A 23,045-nucleotide genomic window follows, 5' to 3' on the forward strand; every position below is an offset into this window, starting at 1 on the left:
TCGGAATTCACTGCAAGCAAAGCTTTGTCTTGAATTCCGATCAACTTATTTTACAGCAAACCTCACTTCGCCGGGCATGCCAATCTTCAGACCGCCGTCATTTTTTACAAGGATTTTCATCGCATAGACCAGGTTTACCCGTTCTTCTTTTGTCTGGATAACTTTGGGAGTAAACTCCGCTTTACTGGATATCCAGGAAACTGTACCTGCATACTCTTTATAGGTATCATCAGGAGCATCAACCAACACCTTTACCTGCTGCCCTACCTTGACGTTGACAAGCTGATCACCACTTACATAGGCTCTGAGGATAATGGTATTCAGGTCTGCAATCTTGTACAAAGGTTTTCCATAACTAACGATTTCATGTGGTTCTGCCAGTTTTACAGTAACTGTTCCGGCTGAGGGATTCAGAATAGTCGACTTTCGAATCTGATCTTCGGTTTGCTCTATCTGCTTTTGCATGGGTAGTGCTTCGGATGTGATACCACTCTTCTGAGTAGAAAGGGCTGAAAATTGTGCCTCCCGTTGTTGACGAATCAATGCGATCTGCTTCTGAGCAGCTTCGATCTGATTGTTAATATCATCCAGTTGTTTGGTAGGTGCTGCATTGCTGGCAATCAGATTTTGTGTTCGAGCTTTTTCTTTTTGCAGATAATCCAGTTGTTGCTGAGATACACTGATCTGTTTTTCAAAATACGATAACTGAGAAGCAATGTTTGGCGTTTTACTGGCAATAGCATTCAGACTTGCTTCCAGTTGCGCTTTTCGCAAAGAAAGTTGTACAGTGTCAATCTGACCCACCTGCTTGCCCGCTTCAAGCGACTGACCTTCCTCTACAACGAAAGAAGTAAGTTCTCCGGTAGCTTCTGCTGAAACAATAGTCTCAACAGCTTCAAAATTGCCATATGCATCCGATATATCCGCGCTCTTATTGCAGGAATTAATTGCAACCAGTAGAAATATGAGAAGAATCCGTTTCATAGAAAGATGAGTATGTTTTGTATTCCGATAGATAGCTTAATTTCCAGTGACAGTTCGATAGGTAATCTGAGCCATCAGCAATTGAAATTCATGTATTTTCTGATTTAGTTTCGCCTGATTTTCAGCATTTAGATCATTTACATAATCACTGGCAGTAGTCACACCATTTTCAAGCTGGGCAGCAGAAGTTGTTTTGATGCGGGATCGTAAGACAACCAGTTCATTATCTTTGGTAATCAAACCTTGTAGCTTGTCAATCTCAGTTTGCTGCTGACGAAGCTGTATAGTCAGGTTTTTATCAAAAACACCTTTCTGGCTATCGATCAGCTGCTGGTTCAGTCTCAGCACAGACTTTTCATTTTTCATTGTATACAGATTGGATAGATTCCAATTAAGCCGGATACCTCCTATAAATAAGCCTTTGAACTCATTGCTGAGAAAGTTAAGTGCAGGACGGCCATAACCTGTTTGAATGAAAGCACTGATACGTGGGGTACTCTTACTGTTGATCAGGCGAGTCTGAGACTCAAATATGGTCTTCTGATAGTTAAACAATTGGCTTTCGGGACGTTTGATTTCTTGCGAACCTATAGCTGTCTGCGGCATCTGTAATGTGGTATTCTGATCTATAGAAAGTCCTGTGAGCAATGCCAGCATATCCCGGAATCCCTTTCGTGAAGCCTCCATTTCAATGAGTCGCTGGTCTGCTTTCAGGTATTCTGCCTGCAACACATCTACATTACTTTGGATACTGGTACCATACTTTACACCTGCAGAAAGTTTATCCATACGAGCTTTTAGATCTTCCTGAAGAACTTTTGTTAAGGCAATATTCTCATCAAGCAACAATGCATTGAGATAGTAGGCATTTACCTGATCTTTTAGTTTGTTTAGATCTACCTCTATTTTCTGCTGCTCTACCACTACACTTGCCCGTTGAAGTTGGGTCTGGGCAGAAGCGGTACTCCCATCAAATAATATATAGTTCGCATCAAGTGTCAGTTTGTACTGATCCTTGCTAAGAGGGGTAATTTCAATATTGGGTATATGAACGGGAAGTTGTGTCACTTCATTCTGCCAGCTGGCTTGTCCATTGATAGCTAGTTGAGGTAGATAGCGATTAGTTTGAATGTTCTTCACATTCAGGTGGCCTATCTGTTCCTGCAAAGTCTTCTGACTGACTAATGGATACGTTTCACGAGCAGAGGTGTAACATTGTTCCAACGTGATTGTTTGCTGAGCCTGGCCAGCCAAACAGACAAAGCTGCTTACTAACAAAAACCAGAGTCTTACCATAAATACATGTCATTAAAATATCATTTTAAAAATTTGTTTAACTTAAGAATAAAAAATTTTACTTAGTACGTAGATAGGTCATAATCATGACAGGAATAATCTTTTTGCGTTCCATAACAAAGTCCTGAAACCCTTTCTCATCCAGGTCTCCGATATATCGAACTACAGGTTTAGCAATAAAAGGAAACACCATGCTGCCCAGTATTGTCATAATAAGTTGTAATGGCTCAATATCCCGGTAATTTCCCTTCTCTATTTCATCTTTAAGCTGTTTAGTAAAATAGGCATTTTGGATCACTCCACTTACATTAAATTTCTTAAATATCTGTCCATCATTTCTGGTCAATTCCGATAGTACAAAGGAAGGTACCATAGCGTTTTCCAATAAGAAGTCTATGTATTTATCAACTAATTGCCATATTTTCACTTCAAACGGAGTTTCTTCATTGAGTATAGATAAAATACGATTAAAGAACCCTGTGAATACTTCGGTATATATCTGTTCAAACAACTGCTCTTTACTACGAAAATAATAATTCATCAACGCAATATTTACTCCAGCCTCTTCTGCGATATCCCGTACTCTTGCTCCATCAAATCCTTTTTGAACAAAAATCCGCTTTGCTGCTTCTTTTATTTTGGCTTCTGTATCTTTATTTATTTCAGGCATTCAGTAGGCTCCTTCTGAGTTCTCATTTTAGTATCTGGAATCAAATATAAGAGAAGGTTAACGAAAGAAACAAATATTAAGTAAACTATTTTAAACATATGTTTAAAATAGTTATTTCACAAGGCATCTTTTGATACATCAACCTTTTAGAAGTTAGACGTCCTCCGGTAAAAAGAAAGACTGGTATAGCTTATATAAAGAGCATGATTCCAAAACACTTTCAGACAAAATTTCTATGAATCATACATACTTAAAATAATTTAAAAACCTCATAACTCCTCTTGAAACACACTAAAAATCAACACATTATGGCAAACTGCTATAATACACCTGCAATACTGTTCTGCTTTGTATCAATACAGAGTCATACATCACCTCAAGCTTTGCCTTCTGTCACTGGCATTAACATCTACCTTTGTCTTTTAATCGTTATATAGGGAAAAAATAAAGGACTAGTATGAAAACACCATTGCTTTTTCTTCCCATATCACTAATGGTTCTCCTAACAGAAGTTAGCCTGGTAATGAATATCTCTTCAACTACAACTACGGTTAACAATCGGCTGTTGTCAGGAATCTGGAAAAGTACTATAATCACGAATAATACCTTTACCAATAATAAACTGGTAGACAAAGAAAACTCTACCAATACAGAAATTTATACCTTTCAGGGAGACAATACGTTTAGCCTGACTCAAGGTGCTTTTTCTATTAAGGGGAAATGGGATATCAATAAAGAAGGCAATTTAGTTACTGTGACTACTGAATCAGGAGAAGCTATGCAATGGCAGATCCAGTCGTTGTCTAGTGCACAACTAAAGTTATTTCGTTCAGAAACGACACAGATGGTCTCTAAAACACATCGACTTGAGACATTGGTGAGCTGTTCACGGATAGTCCAATAAGGTTCTAAAAGCTATAGATATACAACATAAGTTATTCCGAATTTTGAATAAAGAATCTCATTGAGAAGGGATAATACATGTCACAAAGAGAGCAATGTTCACTTCAATCTTGGTTGGTAGTATAGGTGCGCTGGCAATCTTTTCTCCGCGAGGTTGGCCTTTGGCCTGTGGGTAGAAGGATCGGAGAAAAGTGTCCTTTTTTGCTTCGTTTTTTGGACAAGCAAAAAATGAAGAGGTCTGTGGAAGAGTGATGTAAGGAACAATAAACTAGTTCGACTAAGTAAATTCTCAAAAATTAACCTAAGCCCACACTTGCAAAAGTATAGGCTTGGGTTTTATTCATTTCCAAAATTCGGGATGAATCATGTTACTGTTCTCAGGGCAACGCTTCTTTATTTAGGAATGGCAATAGGCTTTTTGTCTTCTCCTACTGCCACAAATGTAAATGTGCCACTTACGGCCTTCTCCCTGTCTTCGGAATACATTTGTTCCACAAAGATCTCTACTTCTACTTTGAGGCTGGAGTTTCCTACTTCTTTTACCCTGGCCACCAGCTCTATAATGGTTCCGGCAGGAATAGGATGCTTGAAGTCTATTTTATCAGAAGATACAGTTACACAACGTAATCGGGTAAAGCGGGTAGCGGCGATAAATGCCGTCTCATCCATCATCGATAAAGCAGTTCCCCCAAATAAAGTGTCATAGTGATTGGTATTGTTGGGAAATACCGTTTTAAACACACGCGTTTCCGCATGTTTGATCCGTTCTTCTAAAGTCATAATTAGTGTATGGTTTACCTAAAATTTGGGTAAAGATACAGGTCGACTACAGAATACCTATGTTTTACACGAACAATAGAAGAATTGTTATAAGTACTATTTGTAAGCAAATCATTAGGAAGGCAAGTATGAGAACACGTTTATTTATCCCTGACATCAGCAGTTTTAATCAGGTAAGTCCCATTTTCAGAGTGAACAAACACAAACTCTTCCCAAGCAATTTCCTCATCGGGAGTCTTACCCATTGCACCTTCTTTTGATTTCAGGCTAAACCTAAATACAATTCCAGTACGGCTTTTGTACTCCTTTAAATCAAAAGGAAGTACTACTAATTGTTCTTTATGAGGAAGAATATCCAATGAATCTATCGTCCCTTCTGAAATCAATTTTCCGTTTTCATTAATAGACCATTGCAAATACACATTGTCCAATCGGGTAAAATCGTATATGTTTTTAATAATGATTCGATTGTCTGTATGTTGCTTTATGGTAAAATCAGCATATTGATACTCTTTCTTGAGCTGTTCTTTACGGGCTTGAGATAAATTATTCCATACAGGAGACAATTCCCAATCTGCTGCCAGACTTTTTGCCCAGGTAGCATACCGGGAATAGGTTTTATTGGTAAATACCACAGGTCTTCCTCCATCTTCTTTGTTGATCAGGTCAATCAGAAATTTATCTTCTGTCAGTGAAATAAATTTCTGATTTAGTTGCCATATAATGACTGAGGGATGCTTTCTAAGTTGACGAATGGATAATGCCAAATTAGCATAAAACAGGTCTTTTTTCTTCTGCTTTTCTTCAACGGAAAGTCCAGTAAGCGACTTTTGGTCCAGGCTATCCATTTTCTGAATAATGTATAGTCCTATTTCATCACATAATTCATATAAGGGGGTACTAGTCTGTGAAGGAGGTAGAATAAGGGCATTGACATGCTTGTCTTTAATAGATTGCAGAATAGTACGCATACTCTCTTTAGACCATACCGAATCATAGGAAACAGGAGGAGTATACTGAACAGCCTGTATCGTAATAGGGGAACTTACCGGAATATTACCCAGATAGAGTTTGTTATTACGTACATCAACTACTCTAAACCCTGTACTACCACCAATAACTTCGGCAATCTGGCAAGAAGAATCTATTGCTTGTAAAGTAAAATGATACAGATAGTGGCTTTCACTATTCCATCGTTTAAAATTATGAAGACCATAATGGTAAACACCAAATGGATAAGAGTCTCCTTTATCTAATGCCCTCCCAATTTCTTCATGATTGAATGAGTCTATCTCAACCGCTCTATTATCCTGATCAAAGAGAGCAAACAAATAATGATATTTATACAAATAACTCACTTCTGAATAGTTTCGTGTAGTAAACTTTACATTCCAGTCAGTCATTCGATTGGGAAGCTTGCAGTACTCCTCAAATAGATAATAATCATCAATATGTACTTGAGGGGTAGCAAGCAGAGAAATGCGGTTGAATGTAGTTCCTTTTTTTATTGCAGAACCTTCAACGCGTATGTCTATGTAGTTGTCTTGCTTATCTATGTATGGAGTAATATTTATTTTAACAGGTATTGCTTTTTCAATGACAGTGATCTTTTTAGTATCAATGAAAAGTGTAAACGAAATAGGCTGAGGCTCAAAAAGAACAAATACCATTTTACCTTTCCAGTTGTCTGGCACCTGAAAAGATGTATAGCTCGTATAGGATGATACAGTCTGATTACTGCTTTTTTTTGAAGAAGAGATAGCTTTTTGAGTTACTACTTTTGGAATCAATGCCTGAGTTATGTCTTTAAAAAAAGGAGAATGGCTCTCCCCATTCGGAAGTATCTGTTTGATACTTTCATATGGTATAGGTGTAGGTCCCGGCTGTACCACATCTTTCCATACCTCATCAGCAGATTGAGCAGATAAATTTATACAAATGAAAAAAGTCAAAAAATAAACTACAGATTTAAACATATACCAAATACCCTCTAACTTCATAATAACCTGATCAATAAGCGAATACCTTTTATTTCACCAATATAGAGATTGCTTATGACTATTCATAAATCAGCATAAAAGCAGGCTTATACTTGGAGATTTTATCTGTTTTCTCTATCCTTGATGTTGAAAAATCCTTAGTTGATCACCATCCTTCGTGTCTAAACATTGGAGCAAGCTCTCTAAACAGACACTTTTTTTATTTTGAGATTACATATTTTTCAAACTATACAAATATGATTCAAGCAATTATTTTTGATATGGACGGTCTGCTTATCGACTCGGAGCCACAATGGAGAATAGCAGAAATAGAGGTATTTGCCAAAGTAGGCGTACTACTAACAGAATCTATGACCTATCAAACTACTGGACTACGCACTGATGAAGTGATTAACTATTGGTATCAACGTCAACCCTGGAAAAACAGAACACCAGCTGAAGTAACAGCAGACTTAAATGCAACGGCCCTCTATCATATTTCACGGCATGCAGAAGTCCTACCTGGTGTATATGAGATATTAGATTTCGTGGCTAAGAAGTCGATTCCAATGGCTGTAGCGTCTTCGTCTAGCATGGCATTGATTGAAGCAGTACTGGAAAAACTAAAGATCCGTCATTTATTCTCAGTAATACACTCAGGCACGTTGGAGGCCAAAGGCAAACCAGATCCAGCTGTCTATATCACCACAGCCAAGAAACTTGGGATACCTGCTACCCAATGTCTGGCACTGGAAGACTCTGTAAATGGTATGCGGGCAGGACTTAAAGCTGGGATGAAAGTTGTGGCTATACCAGCTCCGGAAAGTTTCACAAGACCAGAATATAGCGAAGCCAATCTAAAAATTGCGTCTTTACTAGACTTTACAGAATCTGTGTGGGAGCAGTTAAATAAGTTACCCTAATCTATGCTTTCTGCTTCGCAATGAAGATAAACCAACCTTTTAATGAATACAATACACTCAAAATGAGCAAGTTTATCTATATATAAAAAGTATTCCCTTTTAATTAATGATGCTAACCTCCACATTTTAAAAGGCATACTTTTTTAGATTTTAGTCATGTTTTTAACATGTTATATAAAAAGGAGGTTAGCAATGAAACTTAAAATTCTTATTATAGGCTTACTTGTATCCATTCAGGTAATGGCCCAGAAACAGCAGAAGCAGAATGTTCAGGTCAATAGTGATAAACAACTTAACATTGACTGGTCAAAATACAAAACGTATACGTGGGCATCTCAGGTAGACAGCAAACTTGATGCAGGCATCTATTTTCTTAATGATTTGGTTTTAAAAGAACGTATCCGGAATGCAGTAGGGTATGAAATGGATGGAAGAGGATATGAGAAAGTATCTCAATCACCGGATATAATTGTTAATTTCCGTGTTTTTGATCAACCGACTACACTCAAAGGATATACGGGGTATGGTACGTCATATTGGGGTTCACAGGAAGTTCGCCAACCAGAAGACACTACTTCTTACAATGTTGAACGTGGTACATTAATCGTAAATGTAATAGACACTAAATCAGGAGAAACCATCTGGCGTGGATTTGCTTCTGGCTTAATGAATGGTACTACATTTAATAAAGAAGAGGAAAAGATTAAAGAAGCTGTGAACTTAATTTATCAGGATTATCCCGCCAGAGCAGATAATCTGGGGAATAAAAAATAGCTTCTCTTATAGAAGATAACAAGGTAAACCCTCAAACTTCTACTCTGAGGGTTTACTTTTCAATATCTGAACTATGAAGTGATCGAGTTGGATCAATCTTCAGCCAGAGTAATGCACCAACGGCCAGACACCCAGCAATTAAAAATAAGGGATAATTAAAATTACCAGTCTTTTGTACAATAGTCCCAAACAATATAGTCACAAAGAAACCGCCTAGTTGCCCCGCAAAGTTCATAGCACCCGCAACTGTACCCGAATGCTGCTTACCAATATCCACACAGACTGCAAAAGCAACAGGTAAAGTTAAGTCTTTCAGAAACACGCAAATAGCTAACAGATAACCAGCTAACTCGTTATCTGTTGTTAGGCCGGACAACAAAAAGAAAATACTAGACAAACCTAACCCTATCATTCCAACAGTTCTTCGCCCAACTTTGAGACCATATTTTTTGGTTAATACATCACTTACATACCCACCTACAATGCAGCCAATAGCACCGAGAAAATATGATAGAGAGATGAAGTTTTTGGTTTGTTCTTCCGATAACCCTCTCCCTTCCTGAAAATAGGTAGCAGACCAGTTAGTAAAGAAATACGCTGCGTAAAAAAACAAATGACACATCAGCATCAGAATCCAGATGTTAGGATTACGCAGAATAAGTTGCCAGGAAACATGATGTGTAGTAGCAACCTGTTTTCTGCCCACTTCAATCTCTTCTACCTCTTCGGCTGTTATGCCCTTCTTCTCGGCAGGTATATCTCTAAACCAGAAATACCAACCTACAGCCCATAAAACACCAGCTATACCCAATACCAGAAATGCCCAGCGCCATCCCAGTGCATGAACAAGAGGAATCACCAACAAAGGAGTTAAAGCTCCACCAATGCGTCCGGCAGCCCATATTACAGATTGTGCCCTCCCTACTTCCACTGCCGGAAACCAACGAGAGATGACAATAGACGCATTGGGATAGGCGCCGGCTTCACCTGCTCCAAATAAAAAACGAATTATAATGAGATAGATGAAATGAAAAGCCGTTCCGGTTAAGCCTGTAAAAGCAGACCACCACAGTACTACCCGAGTCAACACCCTTCTCGGACCAATTTTATCACCCAACACACCTGTAGGAATCTCAAACAAGGCATAGGCTAATGAGAAAGCTCCCAATACATACCCAAACTGCTCATTGTTCAATCCGAGGTCAGCTTTTACATATTTGCTCACCACATTCATACAAACCCGATCCAGAAAAGTGATAATAGAAAGAAGAAATAATGCAGTTAGTACCTTGTATCGGGTTTTCATTATAGAAGCAGAAAGACAGATATGAAAATTTTAAGCTTATCTATAACTAAACATACTAAAAAGTATGATACTGGCTACTCTCTCTGCATAAAAATATGGTAAAAGAGCCTTTTCTGCCTTATTGCTACTAAAACTTAACATATGCTTTGTACAAATAGTACTTTTAATCCAGTTACACAGAATGCACATGGTTACACACATAGTTACACCGTAATATATTGATAATTAAACAGGTAACACCGGTTACATATTTTTACCATTTTTCGCAAAAGTTTCCAGGAACTATAAAGCAATAGCTATACTCCCTTTTATGTATAGTATTATATTATACTAAATACACGTGTATGAGAAACAAGTGTAACCAGTGTAACTAGCCTCGTTTACACCTACTTAAAAGTGTAACCATAACTGTAACCCTGTGTAACTAAGCGTAACCCGGCTCGTTATAAACTACTTATTTTATTATCTAATAATAGAATCTATGTGTATGAATATTATTTTTTGAAAGAAAAAATACCAGTTTGTATTTTACAATAAGTCCATAGCACACAACTCTATGCATCACCAATTGTTAAACTGAATTATGCACATGATTTTTTTGCAGTGAATTCAAATCAAAAACGATTTTACAACAGATTTTTTGCAAAAACTTTTTTATCTAAAAATACAGAATAAATGCTTCAATATGTCGCTTGCGGTTAATGCAATCCAGTAAACGATTTTGAACTGAATTATAATTAAAATGATGGTATAAGCCTAGCCATACACAAACATTTGAAATGAGATAATTTCCCAATCAAAATGAGATTAAAGAATCAATCAATGCAAGGCTAGTTTGAATCGGCTGCTATGTTTTTTCCTGTTTTACAATCTAATATAAAATCTTTCCACCCACCAGGAGGGTCCCAATCTCCGCTTCCACGAATCTCACTTTCGGTAAACTCTTTGATGACTACGCCATCTATTCCCAAACTTTTATTATGCCAGACAACATCTCCACACTTATTTATACAATATATACCTTCAGCATCTGCCACATGGAAAGAATCTTTATGTAGATACAAATGGCCAAAATATCCTAACATGGGTAATACAAGAAGGCTATTCTTTGTATCCAGATCATATAGATAGAAATGTCCTTCATGACCAACCAGCAATAAGCTACCAACAATAGCAATCTCCCTGAAAGGGCTACAATGGTATTCGTAGGCTATCTTAAATATCCTCTTTTCATCTTTCATTTGTACTACTAAATACTCTGTAAAATTAGACTGAAAAGAGGCTTCCCCTGAAATCACTTCTGCATCACTACTTCCAATAGGTATGTCAGGACAAAAAGTAAAAATCATGTTTTTGGTTATGAAGGATTGGAGGAAACTTATAAAGATCTTTTTAGCAAATCCAAAAGAAGAATATAGTATCCCCTGGCAGGTTTATTCTAAATTTCTTATAACCTCTTTGTATTTTTCTTGTTCATGGATTTTTTCATCCTTTCCATCTCCTCCAAAACAAAATGCTCAGGGTCCTCCACTTCATGACCAATCTCAATAAAGAATTTTTTTAACAGGTAATACGTCCTACGATCACCTTTGATTTGATGAAACATATCGGTGGCCATATACTCACAGCTAAGACAAACATTTAAAACTGATATAATTTTACCACTCTTATCATAAAACACCATTGCATCACGGTATTCAGGTTTACATAACCATCTTGGCATTTCTCTAATTTCGGTTCGTAAAATCTGTTTTATTTTGTCGATGATTGGATCACTGTTTGTAAAAACATTTATCTTTTTGCTGGAAGGATGAAATTGTCCGATATTATTCAACAAATAAGCTTCATTATATAAAAACTCATACAGCTCTTTAAATCGACTCTCATCATCTGACGTTAAAATTTCGCCTTGTTCTTTCCTGTTTTTTACTAGGTCATATTCGGCTTGAAGCAATTTCTGTTTCTCTTCATATTCTTCTCCTCTTTGAAAAGAATAGGTCTCTATATAATCAAAATCTAAGCTTTCAATGTATTCTGGAGCATCTGTATATAGTATAGTTGATGTCATCTTATTTAGAAATTAACTCAGGTATCGTCAAATACATTATTGTATTTGACTTCGATTTGTCCCGGACTTATGGAAGTTTGTAATATTGCAATGTTGAATCAAAGGCCAGACTATCTGTAGCAATAAGATCTGTGCTTGATGCAAATACTATTGTACCAATTATTAAAGCTGAGATTATCTTCATAAAGTGATTGTTTATACAAAGGTTTGACTAGATAGAATGAAGACGTTTACTCATTCACTTTCTCGACACGGGGTATTTCTGCATAAATTGCCACTTTTTTTATATCATTTACCGAAATAACTCTTAACCCTCCTATTAACCTGGATCTCAATCCGTATAAGGTATCATTCTGAAAAATAACAGTGTCAAAATATGCCTTCACTTTTTTGCCATCCGACTTTTTTTGTATGATAAATTCGGTATTTTTATCAGGGTACAACCATACTTTATTACCGCGTTTGTCTTCACATTTTATTTTCTGTAAGTTATTTGACGGATAGTCTATTAAAGCAAACCGTTGAAAATACAGGTTTCTCTCAATCTTTTGATTTTCTCGAAGCTGGGAAACCAAACTTTCGGCAGATATCATATAATTTGCACAACCTGTAAATAAAATCAGGATGGTTAGTACGGAAAAGGCTCTTAAAATATACATAGTTAATAATGGTCTTTCTCAAATATGTTAGTAACAGTTATAGCTTCCTGTATTATTATTTTGGACACAAAGTATCATTTTTGCATTTGATACTTTGCGATTTCACGAGCAACTTCATTAGTTGATGTCCTTACACCATTAATGAGCAAACACAAAAGTACTGTACTTCCACAAGTCCACATATCACCTCTACTATTTTGGTCTCCTTCGGTTTCTATTGTTAGTATAATTTTCTTCTCCCTGGTTGAATAAAGTGAGGGTGTAGGTTTAAAACGGTCATCCCATTATTTGTATCTGTATGAACATTGCTAAAATAAATAATATAGTCAACTTTGAACTCGTCCGCTAGTTTTTTCAATGATGCGATATCAGCATGTTGATTAGGAACCTCAACAATTGTTGAAAAGGGTTCCTCTCTATTGAAATAAAGATTATAAATCTCTGTGGAATAAGTTGAAAGTGTATAATAATATTTAAATCTTTTTACTTCTACCTCCTGAGCTTTAGCGAGTGCAAGTCTTTTTCTTGCCCTTTCCTGTATCTCCTTAAATTGCTGTTCCATTTCTTTTGGATAGCTTTTAAAGTTCAACATATTTTCCATTTCTTTAATCTCATTGTAATATCGCTTCTGATAGCTCAATTGTACACTATCTATATCATTATGTAGAGATTTGTCAATGATAGCAGTATCTGGTTTAACAATTATAAGTCTAAAAGGATTGAGTTTACCTTGTTGTCCATAAGACTTCAGCCCAAGTATTAGTAGAATTATTTTAAAAATATTTCTCATAGCAGTTTTCTAAAAATGTGTATCAGTTTATTTCTGTACAATGTATAAAGAATCACTATAAACAAAAAGTCCGAACAGAGTTCGGACTAGTGTTTGAGATGAGTTTGTGACAGAGCTTTATTATAGATCCATTTCTATTTATTGTTTCGTACCTGCTTTTGCCTTACCCGTACGTTTCAGTTCGTCCAGTACTGCTTCCAGTTTCTTTGGATCTTTCATATACTTGCTCAGGTCTACCAGCTCTACCTTACGAAACTCAACAGGATGGCTTTCACTCTGTAGCGCGATGTATCCTTCTGTTAAAGGCTGTCCATCTTTTTTGATAGCAGGATCATAATTGCTTACTGTGCCATCCCCTATCTGAGGTTTCTCATAACGCAGTACTGTATCTCCTTCTACAATATGGGTAAGCACAGAATCTCCCAATACCAGTACCTCTGCTCGTACCCACCGATCGCCATGATAGGTTTTTGATTTGGAGTCAACACAATGAGGTGTAAACAACTTTCCATCCATCATTACATTTGTACCTGGTGTACACAAGTTAGCTGTATGGCGTTCATCTTTGCCATTGCCTCCCAGCAACTGGTACTCAATAGAGATCGGAAAGTCCTGCTTCACACCCATTGTTTTTGGGTCCTGGCAGTGTAACATCATACCACTGTTGCGCCAGGCCCATCCTTCTCCGCCGGGAGCCTGCTCACCTACAAAGCGATATTCTACAGCCAGCAGATAAGCTGAAAATTTCTGCTTATAGAAGATATGACCATACTGCTGATCAAATTTCTTGTACTGATCATATCGGACAATCATTTTGCCATCCTGTACCCTGAAGGTATTTCCATAGTTATCATCATACGGATGACCTGCTACTTTGACATGCCAGTCTTTCATGTCTTTTCCATTGAACAACTGAATCCAGGTAGGCTTGGGAGCTTTTTTCTGTGCTTCGCTCACAACACAGGTTAACAGGAACAAACAGGTTATAAGAAGTCTCATATTCATACGAAAGTGGTTAAAAATGAATAGTCTGGTCTAAAGCCAGACTGGCTATTTATTGTTTTATATTGCTGTTAAAATCTATCCATTCTAAAGAGAACAAGTGCTGGTTAGGCAATGTATCCTTTACAAAGACAAAGTACAGATCGTGTTTTCCGCCTGGGTCTTGTATAGGAGTGCTTATTTCTTTTAATACACCCCATGCACCTGTTGAAACATAATTCAAGGTACTGATTACCTGCCCTTTTGGAGAGTCAATATGTACTTCTATTGTAGCATCCTGATCTTTGGAGGCATAGTTATACGTAAGCTGATTGATTCCTTTCAGATCAATGTTCTTTAATACAAAATATGACTTATTGTGAATGTTGCCCAGTCGTTTTCCCTGACGGTTCATCTTAAACAAGATATCGGCATCAGCTGCTGTTACCCGGTTTGGACGTAATACCAATACATCCTGATTTGTCAAAGGAGTAATGGCTCCTCCTTTATCTGTATAAGAAGCGGAAAGTATATAACGCCCCTGCTCTTCTTTGCCCACATGGTCTTTCAGTGACAAAGCTCCCTGAGCAGGTAATTTCTTATCGGGTTGTTTAACAGACAGCGACAATACATATTTTACAATCTCTGTAGCTTCTTCACGAGACAACTGAGGATGGGCATTCATTGCATGATCACCCCAAACACCGCCACCACCGGTAATCACTTTATTCGCCAGACGAGCTGTAGCCGTTTTGTCTCCAACGTACTTTTTAGAAACCTCCATAAAAGCTGGGCCTACAGATTTTTTGTCAATCTGGTGACAAGCTTTACAATCACTGTTAGCCATCAAAGTTTTGCCAATATTCAGATTGGTTATTTGTTGGTGTCCAATCAGAGGTTCATTGGTGAGTACTTTAGGAATATAATTCAGTTTTACCTGTACCTTCTTGTTATCAATCAATTTATCTTCATTGTCTTTTATATCGACTGTATAATTCAATGGAGTAGCACCAGCAAAGAAGAAGGAACTGTTTTGTGTTGTATTGATAGCCACTTGAGGCAGAGTATTTCCTACTTTAATTTCCAACGTATCCAGACTGCTCTGTCCTGCTGGGTCAGTAACTTTCAGAATAGCTTTGTATACACCATTTTTTTCAAATGTGTACGTTGGATTCGCTTCTTTGGAAGCGACCTGATTTCCTTCAAAACGCCACTCATACGTTAATTTATCTTCTTCATCCGGATCAGAACTACGCTGGCCATTGAAAGCTACTTTCAAAGGGACTAGTCCTATGGTATCTTTTGCCATTATTCTGGCTACAGGGGCACGGTTTCCTCCATTAAACTCCACCTTTACCAAGCGAGCATCTTCGTTGTCAATTCCATATACAGAACCATACTCCAGAATATAAAATGCACCATCAGGACCAATCTCCATATCTACCGGCCTACGGAAGTCACCAAGGGTTGGCATGAAAGGCTCCATCCGTTTGAAATTCTGGTTTTCATCCAGTCTTACAGCAAAGATCCAATTACGCATCCAGTCCAGTACAAACAATGCTTTGTCATAGTAGTCAGGTATTTTAGTAGAAGAAGCCAGTTGAGCATTGTAATGATAAACAGGGCCACCAATGGCACAACGTCCGCCTACACCCAATTCAGGAAACTCGTCTGATTTATTGTAGGGATACCAGATCATAGCCTTTTGTGCAGGAGGAAGGTTTTTAGCTCCGGAATTGTTAGGCGAATTATTGACAGGAGCATTGGGATCAAACAGATCGCCTACCGCCTTAGTAGCAAAGTCATACTGATGATACGGTTTGTTATCTCCTACAAAGTATGGCCACCCAAAGTTACCCGCTTTGCGTGCCTGGTTAAATTCATCGTATCCGCGTGGGCCTTGGACTCCATCTGTTCCGGAATCAGGGCCAATCTCACCCCAATATAAAATGCCCGTTGCCTGATCTACAGAAATACGATAAGGGTTACGGCATCCCATAATATAAATCTCCGGACGAGTACCAGGTGTACCTGCCGGAAACAGATTTCCTTGCGGAATTGTGTAGGTGCCATCTGCATTCGGATGAATACGAAGAATCTTTCCTCTCAGGTCGTTGGGGTTGCCAGCGGAACGTTCTGCATCAAAAATCAGTCTACCAGATCGGGTATCAATTGGTGCAAATCCATTGGATTCAAACGGAACTGTGTTATCACCAGTTGAGATATATAAGTTTTTCTCTTTATCCCAGGCCAGTGAACCACCCGTATGGGCACTTACTTCGGCTTCGATAGGTACTTCTATTAATACTTTCTCAGTTGCCAGATCCAGATTACCATCTTCACCTACCACAAAGCGGGAAATCAGTTGTTTCAATTGCCCTTTGTCGGATGTAGTATAGAAGAAGTATAGGAAATGGTTCTGGTTAAAATCAGGATCTATGCTCATCCCCAGCAAACCATTCAGGTATTTATCAACTGCTGCCACAGGAAAGTCACGAAGCAGCTTTGTTTTTTTGGTAGTAGGTTCATATACATAAAACTTCCCACCCCGTTCAACAAAAAATACCCGTCCATCGGGCGCTACAGCCAGTTCCATTGGCTCGTTCAGGTCATTGGTCAATACAGTTTTTACAAAGCGGTTTTCCTCCGGTGTCTTTACTGCATAGGATCTGGAATAATCCAGTCCTTTGTCCTCGCCTATAGCATATCTTATGCCACCTAACAGGTGTTTTACAAATAAAGGTTCACTGAAACTTTCATCGGTATGACCACCTCCTGTATAGAAAGCACGACCTCCATCATAGTCGTGATACCAGGCAATGGGATGATAATCCCCATTGGTACCTCCTTCATAGGAAGTTTCATCCAGTGTAGCCAGTACTTTTATTTCAGGGCTGATATTTTTATAGTTATACCATTCATCTTTACGCTCCCAGCGAGCGGGTAATCCTTTCATGGCCTGATGTGTAGTATCTACTACATCTACAGTAGCTGCACGTACATTGGGATTATTAGGGTGACTGGCAAAATATGCTCCTACCAGACGATTATACCACGGCCAGTTGTATTCTGTATCTGCTGCAGCATGAATCCCTACAAAACCTCCTCCAGCCTGAATATACCGCTCAAAAGCGACCTGCTGATCAGGATCAAGTACATTCATGGTAGTACTCAAAAATACAACCGCACTGTATTTCTTCAGATTATCCTCTACAAAGTAGGCAGCATTTTTAGTTGTATCTACATCGAAGCCGTTTTCTTTACCCATCTTCTGCAAGGCCGCAATACCACTAGGGATAGAAATATGAAACCACCCTTTGGTCTTTGTAAAGACGAGAACACGTGGCTTTTTGGTTTGAGTAACAGGAGCAGATTGATTAACAGATGTGGCAACAGGTTTGGTTTTACAGGCATAGAAAATACCTGTCAGGCCTGACAGCAGTATCACTGTCAAGCCCATGTGTTTGGAAAATCTACGTATAAACATGAAAGGAGTAAATAGAAGTTACAAAGCTAGAAGCACAGAACACGTGCCAAAATTACACTTTAATGCGAATCCTAAAATAAAATGTCAAAATACAGTTCCCAACTTCCAATAGGTAAACCCTATTGTACAAAGTCTAGGGTACTATATCCTGAGCCGTTTTAGGTTTATTAGTAAGTTGATATACCTGAATAGCTTGTTGGTTTATTCCGAAAAAAAGTTTATTATCTATACTCAAGAGACTTCTCACATCGCCATTCAGATGAAAGCCAGATCTTGTTTTGGGAACATAGGAAAAGCTTCCTTTACCATCTCCTTTTAACAATGTCCCACAATTAGCATCATATTTACCAAACCGAAGACGGGTATATTGGCTATTTCCACAAAAAAGCAAATCTTTATTGCCATCTCCATCATAATCGAAAGACTCCATCGCAAATACAGGTGAGAATTGTACTTCCAGTGGAAGCTCTTTTTTTACAAACTTCCCATTGCCCCCTTGTATAAAACAGACTGTTTCCATACAATTGGCTGTCAAATGCATAGCACCCTCCAGTTCGGCAGGTTTAAAAATTTCAGTTAGGGTGGCAGAGGCATAGCTGGCATAATTTTTAAACCGTGCTCTCATCATAGTCAGTTGTTCCAGCAATTCATCCCGACTGATATATGGATAACTTTTCCCCTGAATATAAAAACAGAGAATGGGATCAACCGACCCGTTGGCATCAAAATCTTTGGCGTACAGTTCAGCGGGTTCTTTATCAGTAGCTTTGCATTGCGTGTTTAATCCCAGATTACCTACTAACAGATCAGCTTTACCATCGCCATTCAAATCATCAACCAACAGCTTGTTCCAGAATCCCTGATAGGATTTATCAAAATACTGATTTGTCTGGTCTACCAGCTTGCTATTGGTGTTGGTAAAAATCCGGATAGGCATCCACTCTCCGACTACAATCAAATCCTGTTTTTGGTCTCCATTTATATCTAGCCACGCAGCATCTGTAATCATCCCGGCTTTCTGTAAATCCGGACACAGAGTAGCAATCTGGTTGGTAAATTTCCCCTTGCCATCATTTACCAGCAGGTAGCTATCCGGGCTTTCAGGATAGCGGCCAGGGATCACTCTTCCTCCTACAAATATATCCGGATGCTGATCTCCGTTCACGTCTGCTATGTTTACACAGGAGTTGCTGGTAAGCATTTCTGGTAGTGCATCCAGTGCTTGGGTAAAGTTGCCTTTTCCATCATTCAGGTACAATCTGTCTTGTAACAATGGATCATTAGGTGCATAGTTATCATATCCTCCACTCACTACATACAAATCCAGGTCGTTATCCCCATCACAATCAAAGAAAACGGCATCTACATCTTCGCTGGCTTTATCCTGTATAAAAGCAGGTATAGCTTTTGGTATAAACTGCCCATTTTTTTGTTGAATAAATAAAGACCCACCTTGTCCATTCCCCCCTCCAGCATAGATATCTTCCAGATTGTCTCCATTTACATCTCCCTTTGCCAGACAAGGCCCAAAGTAAGACATTGCCTGTACCAGCAAAGACTGACGTTTAAAATCTTTAACTGAGACATCCTGATGCGTAAAATGGATAGGAGTATTTACTTCTTTAAAAACAGGTTGTTCAATAGGATGTTTTTTGAAAAGTTCGGTTGCCTCTTTTTCGTGTACTGTAATCCGTTGGTTAGTTTTTATTCCAGGCAAAACCTGCTGCTTACCGCTTAGCCAGATAACTTGCAATGAATCTATCTGAGTAGTATTTCCCATCCCAAAATGTAAGACAGGACTTACACTCGACTGGAACCCTTGTGTGGGCATCTGTTCCAGAAACTGTTGTTTTCCGTTAACATATAAATATACTTTAGCTCCTAAACCCAAAACATTTTTCCCGGTGCCTTCCAACTGTACTTGCAAGTAATGATGTTTTAGCTGGTTATTTGTTTCATTCTGATAGACAAAAGCAGGCTGATTAATGGTATTAATGACCAGGTCCAGATCGCCGTCATTGTCCAGATCAGCGTAGGCTGCGCCATTGCTGTTGGAAGATTGTTGTACACCCCATTTGCGATTCTGATTTGAGAAAGATAGATTTCCATTATTCTGAAACACATAATCACTCACCTGAGAGGAAGGGATCTGGCTTACCAGTTGCATAACATCAGTCCGTTGCAGCCGACCTTTCTGCTGAACAAAATCATCCATATATTTCACAAAGTCCATATTGGTATAATCCCGCAAATAGCCATTGGTCACATATAAGTCTTTCCAGCCATCGTTGTCCAGATCTGCAAATAGTGGTGCCCAGCTCCAGTCGGTATTGGATATACCTGCCAGCTGGCCTATTTCACTGAAAGTACCATCTCCATTATTGAGTTGCAGCATATTGCGCATGTACTGATAGTGAAATCCAGATCGTAGAACCAGATCAAACTTATCGTAGTTATCGGGCGCAAAAAGCAGTTTCTGCCGTCTGTTGTCCTCAGGCAGCATATCGAGGGTAAAAATATCAGGTTTGCTGTCATTGTTTACATCTGTTACAGCATTGCCCATCGAGAATTGAGAAGTATGTCCCAGGCTCTTTTGAAGTTTATCTGTAAAGGTTCCATCGCCATTGTTAATATACAGGTAATCAGGGACAGTGTAATCGTTAGAGATATACAGATCGGGCCAGCCATCTGCATTAATATCTGAGACTCCTATTCCCAACCCATAGGTCAGAGCCGAACTACTGATACCTGCTTTTTCTGTCACTTCTGTGAAATAATCATCTGTATTCTGAAATAACTGAACTCCCGAAAAAGGATCTTTTTCTCGTAGCAAAGCTGCTGTTTTCTTTTCTTCCAGTACAGGTAAAAGTTTCAGATTGTGATTTAATAAAAACATGTCCAGATCACCATCTTTATCATAGTCAAAGAAAGCAGCCTGTGTACTGGCAGCAGGACTGTCTAACCCATATTTTTCAGCCTGTTCTTCAAAATGTGGTACACCCTTCGCATCTGCTCCTTTATTAATAAATAACTGATTCTTCCGTTTTTCCGGTCTCAGATTACCAGAATAACATTGATATATATCCAGCAAGCCATCCCCATTCACATCAACCATAGTAACCCCTGTACGCCATGGCCCTTCACGCCCTGCCACTCCTGCCAAAGAGGTTATATCTTCAAATTGCATATTTCCTTTATTCAGATACAGGCGATTTGGCACCATATTTCCTGAGAAATACACATCCTGCATGCCATCCTTATTGATATCACCAATAGCAACACCTCCACCATTGTAGAAGTATTCGTAGACCATAACATTGGTGTTCAAACCTTCTGTTAAGGTATTGGCAAAGTTAATATGTGTTTTTTCAGGTGGAAGTAGAGTTAATAATGGAGTATCTGTCAACGCTTCTTTGGTAGCTGGTGACTTACAGGAGTAGAAAAGCCAGGCACTCATCAGCATAGATACTGTGAGAATCCTATGTAGGTGACGGTTCACGTTTCAGGAAGTAGAGTGGTAGATAAGGCAGAAAAAATGTCAGCACATTGCTGCACTGACATTTTTTATTCTATTATGATTTAAAAACCTGGATTTTGTACCAGTTTGGCATTTCGGTTTATTTCATCACGGCTAATCGGCAAATAGTACATTTTATCAAGCCATAACCTGTTTTCAATACCTGGATCTATATTGAGCGGAGTGTATACATAGTTATAAGTCTGAGGATCATACTTATAAAGTGTCAGAGACTTTCCTGGTTTGAATGTAGCGGTAATATTAATAATCCCAGCTTTTTGTCCCAGTGTCTCTGGAGCAATCATCCAGCGACGTGCATCATGATAGCGTTGCTCCTCGTAAGCCATTTCTATTCTACGCTCATTCCGGTAGCGTTGTTTCAGTGCATCTCCACTCTCCGTAATGGCAGGCATACCAGCACGAAAACGTATCTTATTCAGCCACGTCCTAGCCTCTTCATCTTCTCCTAATTCTATACAAGCTTCTGCGTAATTAAACATGGCTTCTGTATAGCGGAAAAACGGCCAGGGAATCTCCTGCCAGGTATTTTGATCTACAATAGAAGGATTAGGATCAATAAATTTCCGCATATAGTATCCGGTACGGCTTCCGTTCCAGTCCTCAATAGAGCTTTGACGCGTATCCAGACCAAAGTATGGAACCACTTCATTTTTGCTGTTTAAAATCTGATACTGACCTGTCTGAATCTGGTTATTTGGATCTTTTCCTGCCCCATCTGCCGTACGAGGCTTCCAGGGAGAGCCATCATGTAAAATGGTAGCATCCATGCGAGGATCTCTATTCTGATAAGGAGCACTGGCATGATCAGGATTGTTCCAGTCAAAAGATGTTCCATCCATCATCTCATAATCATCAACTAGGTTTTGAATAGGTGTATTACCAGCCCAGTTATGATAGCCATTTGGTCCATTGAACAAACCAACTCTTCCTCCATCTTCCTGTTTCAGATTAATGAAATAGCGGGCAAAAATCAGTTCGCTTTCTCCCCCACCTTTAGATAAAGACATATTCATATAATTGGTGGTTCCCTGCGCAGGTGTTACAGGTGCACTCAGATTGGTCTGGTAGCCATATCCCGTCAAATCCAAGACAGCTTTTGCCGCATTTTTGGCCGCTAACCAACGTGCATCCCGACTTCCGTCAATGTATCCTAATATATTTTTATCTGAAAAACCTCCAATGGTAGCAGATTTGGCGCTAGCCGTTGGAATGTCATGCAAATCACTGGCTGCATATAAAAGGATACGGGATTTTAGTGCCAGTGCAGCGCCTTTAGAAGCCCGTCCGTTTGCCATGGTTTTGCCATCTAACAGTTGAGCCCCTGCATCGCAATCTTTTACAATAAAGTTAACACACTCTTCAAATGTATTTCTGGGTACAGTATAGTCAGCTTCACCCAGTCCATAAGACCGCTCTATTAAAGGTACACCTCCATAGTAACGTACCAGTTGATGGTAATAATAGGCTCGCAAAAAAAGAGCTTCCCCTCTTAATCGTTCTACGATTCCATTGGCGTTTTCAAACTCAGGAGATTCCAGATGTTCAAGGGCCAGATTACAAGCTCTGATTCGTTGATACATAGCTGGCCAGTCCAAAGTACCATTAATCCAGCCACGATCCGCAGGGTTAGAACGGGATTCAGTAATAGTATTAATCCCCCGACCAGGATGGGTGAAAATGGCTTCGTCTGTCAGTGAAGCTAACATTTGCTCATTAAATCCACCTTGGCCAAGGCCATTATAGATCTGTGTCACAAAGGCTTCTGTTAGTGCAGCATCTTTCCAAAGAGCGTCATCAGGGACCTCTCCTAAAGGTTTTGTATTCAGAAAGTCATCATTACAACTGGTGATTAGCAATAAAGTAACAATGAAGCACAGTGATATATATCTTATCTTGTTCATTAGATT

At 38.8% G+C, this 23,045-nt stretch carries 17 protein-coding genes; 3 read left to right on the forward strand and 14 right to left on the reverse strand.

The window, feature by feature from the left end; translation table 11 throughout:
• Positions 1-45: 45 nt before the first annotated feature.
• The 3 genes from QNI15_RS16350 to QNI15_RS16360 are packed head-to-tail and all read right to left on the reverse strand — an operon-like array spanning position 46 to position 2,950.
• Positions 46-984 carry an HlyD family secretion protein gene (locus QNI15_RS16350; RefSeq protein WP_314032611.1) on the reverse strand — a complete coding sequence of 313 codons (939 nt, stop codon included), beginning with the start codon at positions 982-984 and terminating at the stop codon, positions 46-48.
• Between the two features lie 36 nt (positions 985-1,020).
• A complete protein-coding gene (locus tag QNI15_RS16355; protein ID WP_314032613.1) occupies positions 1,021-2,280 on the reverse strand; it encodes a TolC family protein in 1,260 nt (419 codons plus the stop codon).
• A 58-nt stretch (positions 2,281-2,338) separates the two neighbouring features.
• Positions 2,339-2,950 carry a TetR/AcrR family transcriptional regulator gene (locus QNI15_RS16360; protein WP_314032614.1) on the reverse strand — a complete coding sequence of 204 codons (612 nt, stop codon included), beginning with the start codon at positions 2,948-2,950 and terminating at the stop codon, positions 2,339-2,341.
• Positions 2,951-3,407: 457 nt separating this feature from the next.
• Between QNI15_RS16360 and QNI15_RS16365 the strand changes: the two genes are divergently transcribed.
• Positions 3,408-3,854, forward strand: a complete 447-nt coding sequence (locus QNI15_RS16365; protein WP_313996892.1) for a hypothetical protein — start codon at positions 3,408-3,410, stop codon at positions 3,852-3,854.
• Positions 3,855-4,246: 392 nt separating this feature from the next.
• On the opposite strand, the gene QNI15_RS16370 is transcribed toward QNI15_RS16365, so the two are convergent.
• On the reverse strand, positions 4,247-4,633 hold the full coding sequence (locus QNI15_RS16370; protein ID WP_313984254.1) for an acyl-CoA thioesterase: 387 nt from the start codon (positions 4,631-4,633) through the stop codon (positions 4,247-4,249).
• A 140-nt stretch (positions 4,634-4,773) separates the two neighbouring features.
• Positions 4,774-6,585 (reverse strand): beta-galactosidase domain 4-containing protein, encoded by a 1,812-nt coding sequence (locus QNI15_RS16375; protein ID WP_314032615.1) that lies wholly within the window; start codon positions 6,583-6,585, stop codon positions 4,774-4,776.
• Between the two features lie 284 nt (positions 6,586-6,869).
• Here QNI15_RS16375 and hxpB point away from each other — a divergent pair, with 284 nt between their 5' ends.
• Both hxpB and QNI15_RS16385 read left to right on the forward strand, forming a co-directional pair.
• A complete protein-coding gene (gene hxpB, locus QNI15_RS16380; RefSeq protein WP_313996887.1) occupies positions 6,870-7,535 on the forward strand; it encodes a hexitol phosphatase HxpB in 666 nt (221 codons plus the stop codon).
• A 192-nt stretch (positions 7,536-7,727) separates the two neighbouring features.
• Positions 7,728-8,309, forward strand: coding sequence for a DUF4136 domain-containing protein (locus QNI15_RS16385; protein WP_314032617.1), 582 nt, complete (start codon positions 7,728-7,730; stop codon positions 8,307-8,309).
• 52 nt (positions 8,310-8,361) lie between these two features.
• On the opposite strand, the gene QNI15_RS16390 is transcribed toward QNI15_RS16385, so the two are convergent.
• The 9 genes from QNI15_RS16390 to QNI15_RS16430 all read right to left on the reverse strand — a co-directional run bounded on the left by QNI15_RS16390 (position 8,362) and on the right by QNI15_RS16430 (position 23,039).
• Entirely contained in the window at positions 8,362-9,615 is a 1,254-nt protein-coding gene (locus QNI15_RS16390; RefSeq protein ID WP_314032618.1) for an MFS transporter, read from the reverse strand.
• 830 nt (positions 9,616-10,445) lie between these two features.
• Positions 10,446-10,964 (reverse strand): hypothetical protein, encoded by a 519-nt coding sequence (locus QNI15_RS16395; RefSeq protein ID WP_313996883.1) that lies wholly within the window; start codon positions 10,962-10,964, stop codon positions 10,446-10,448.
• Between the two features lie 98 nt (positions 10,965-11,062).
• The gene (locus tag QNI15_RS16400; protein ID WP_314032619.1) at positions 11,063-11,683 is read right to left on the reverse strand and encodes a hypothetical protein; all 621 of its coding nucleotides are present in this window, start codon (positions 11,681-11,683) and stop codon (positions 11,063-11,065) included.
• A gap of 230 nt (positions 11,684-11,913) precedes the next feature.
• Positions 11,914-12,342: a hypothetical protein gene (locus QNI15_RS16405; RefSeq protein WP_314032620.1), complete on the reverse strand. Its 429-nt coding sequence runs from the start codon at positions 12,340-12,342 to the stop codon at positions 11,914-11,916.
• A 220-nt stretch (positions 12,343-12,562) separates the two neighbouring features.
• A complete protein-coding gene (locus QNI15_RS16410; protein ID WP_314032621.1) occupies positions 12,563-13,132 on the reverse strand; it encodes a hypothetical protein in 570 nt (189 codons plus the stop codon).
• A gap of 138 nt (positions 13,133-13,270) precedes the next feature.
• Positions 13,271-14,131, reverse strand: coding sequence for a 3-keto-disaccharide hydrolase (locus QNI15_RS16415; protein WP_314032622.1), 861 nt, complete (start codon positions 14,129-14,131; stop codon positions 13,271-13,273).
• A gap of 55 nt (positions 14,132-14,186) precedes the next feature.
• Entirely contained in the window at positions 14,187-17,600 is a 3,414-nt protein-coding gene (locus QNI15_RS16420; protein ID WP_314032623.1) for a ThuA domain-containing protein, read from the reverse strand.
• Positions 17,601-17,733: 133 nt separating this feature from the next.
• The gene (locus tag QNI15_RS16425; protein ID WP_314032675.1) at positions 17,734-21,063 is read right to left on the reverse strand and encodes a VCBS repeat-containing protein; all 3,330 of its coding nucleotides are present in this window, start codon (positions 21,061-21,063) and stop codon (positions 17,734-17,736) included.
• Between the two features lie 116 nt (positions 21,064-21,179).
• On the reverse strand, positions 21,180-23,039 hold the full coding sequence (locus tag QNI15_RS16430; RefSeq protein WP_314032625.1) for a RagB/SusD family nutrient uptake outer membrane protein: 1,860 nt from the start codon (positions 23,037-23,039) through the stop codon (positions 21,180-21,182).
• Between the last annotated feature and the right edge of the window lie 6 nt (positions 23,040-23,045).

This window comes from Xanthocytophaga flava (assembly GCF_030068545.1).
Classification (GTDB): Bacteria; Bacteroidota; Bacteroidia; order Cytophagales; family 172606-1; genus Xanthocytophaga; species Xanthocytophaga flava.

Excerpts from the sequence above, each read along its gene's own strand:
- QNI15_RS16350 (WP_314032611.1), bottom strand. The coding sequence starts at position 984 with ATGAAACGGATTCTTCTCATATTTCTACTGGTTGCAATTAATTCCTGC.
- QNI15_RS16355 (WP_314032613.1), bottom strand. The coding sequence starts at position 2,280 with ATGGTAAGACTCTGGTTTTTGTTAGTAAGCAGCTTTGTCTGTTTGGCT.
- QNI15_RS16360 (WP_314032614.1), bottom strand. The coding sequence starts at position 2,950 with ATGCCTGAAATAAATAAAGATACAGAAGCCAAAATAAAAGAAGCAGCA.
- QNI15_RS16365 (WP_313996892.1), top strand. The coding sequence starts at position 3,408 with ATGAAAACACCATTGCTTTTTCTTCCCATATCACTAATGGTTCTCCTA.
- QNI15_RS16370 (WP_313984254.1), bottom strand. The coding sequence starts at position 4,633 with ATGACTTTAGAAGAACGGATCAAACATGCGGAAACGCGTGTGTTTAAA.
- hxpB (WP_313996887.1), top strand. The coding sequence starts at position 6,870 with ATGATTCAAGCAATTATTTTTGATATGGACGGTCTGCTTATCGACTCG.
- QNI15_RS16385 (WP_314032617.1), top strand. The coding sequence starts at position 7,728 with ATGAAACTTAAAATTCTTATTATAGGCTTACTTGTATCCATTCAGGTA.
- QNI15_RS16390 (WP_314032618.1), bottom strand. The coding sequence starts at position 9,615 with ATGAAAACCCGATACAAGGTACTAACTGCATTATTTCTTCTTTCTATT.
- QNI15_RS16395 (WP_313996883.1), bottom strand. The coding sequence starts at position 10,964 with ATGATTTTTACTTTTTGTCCTGACATACCTATTGGAAGTAGTGATGCA.
- QNI15_RS16400 (WP_314032619.1), bottom strand. The coding sequence starts at position 11,683 with ATGACATCAACTATACTATATACAGATGCTCCAGAATACATTGAAAGC.
- QNI15_RS16405 (WP_314032620.1), bottom strand. The coding sequence starts at position 12,342 with ATGTATATTTTAAGAGCCTTTTCCGTACTAACCATCCTGATTTTATTT.
- QNI15_RS16410 (WP_314032621.1), bottom strand. The coding sequence starts at position 13,132 with ATGAGAAATATTTTTAAAATAATTCTACTAATACTTGGGCTGAAGTCT.
- QNI15_RS16415 (WP_314032622.1), bottom strand. The coding sequence starts at position 14,131 with ATGAGACTTCTTATAACCTGTTTGTTCCTGTTAACCTGTGTTGTGAGC.
- QNI15_RS16420 (WP_314032623.1), bottom strand. The coding sequence starts at position 17,600 with ATGTTTATACGTAGATTTTCCAAACACATGGGCTTGACAGTGATACTG.
- QNI15_RS16425 (WP_314032675.1), bottom strand. The coding sequence starts at position 21,063 with ATGCTGATGAGTGCCTGGCTTTTCTACTCCTGTAAGTCACCAGCTACC.
- QNI15_RS16430 (WP_314032625.1), bottom strand. The coding sequence starts at position 23,039 with ATGAACAAGATAAGATATATATCACTGTGCTTCATTGTTACTTTATTG.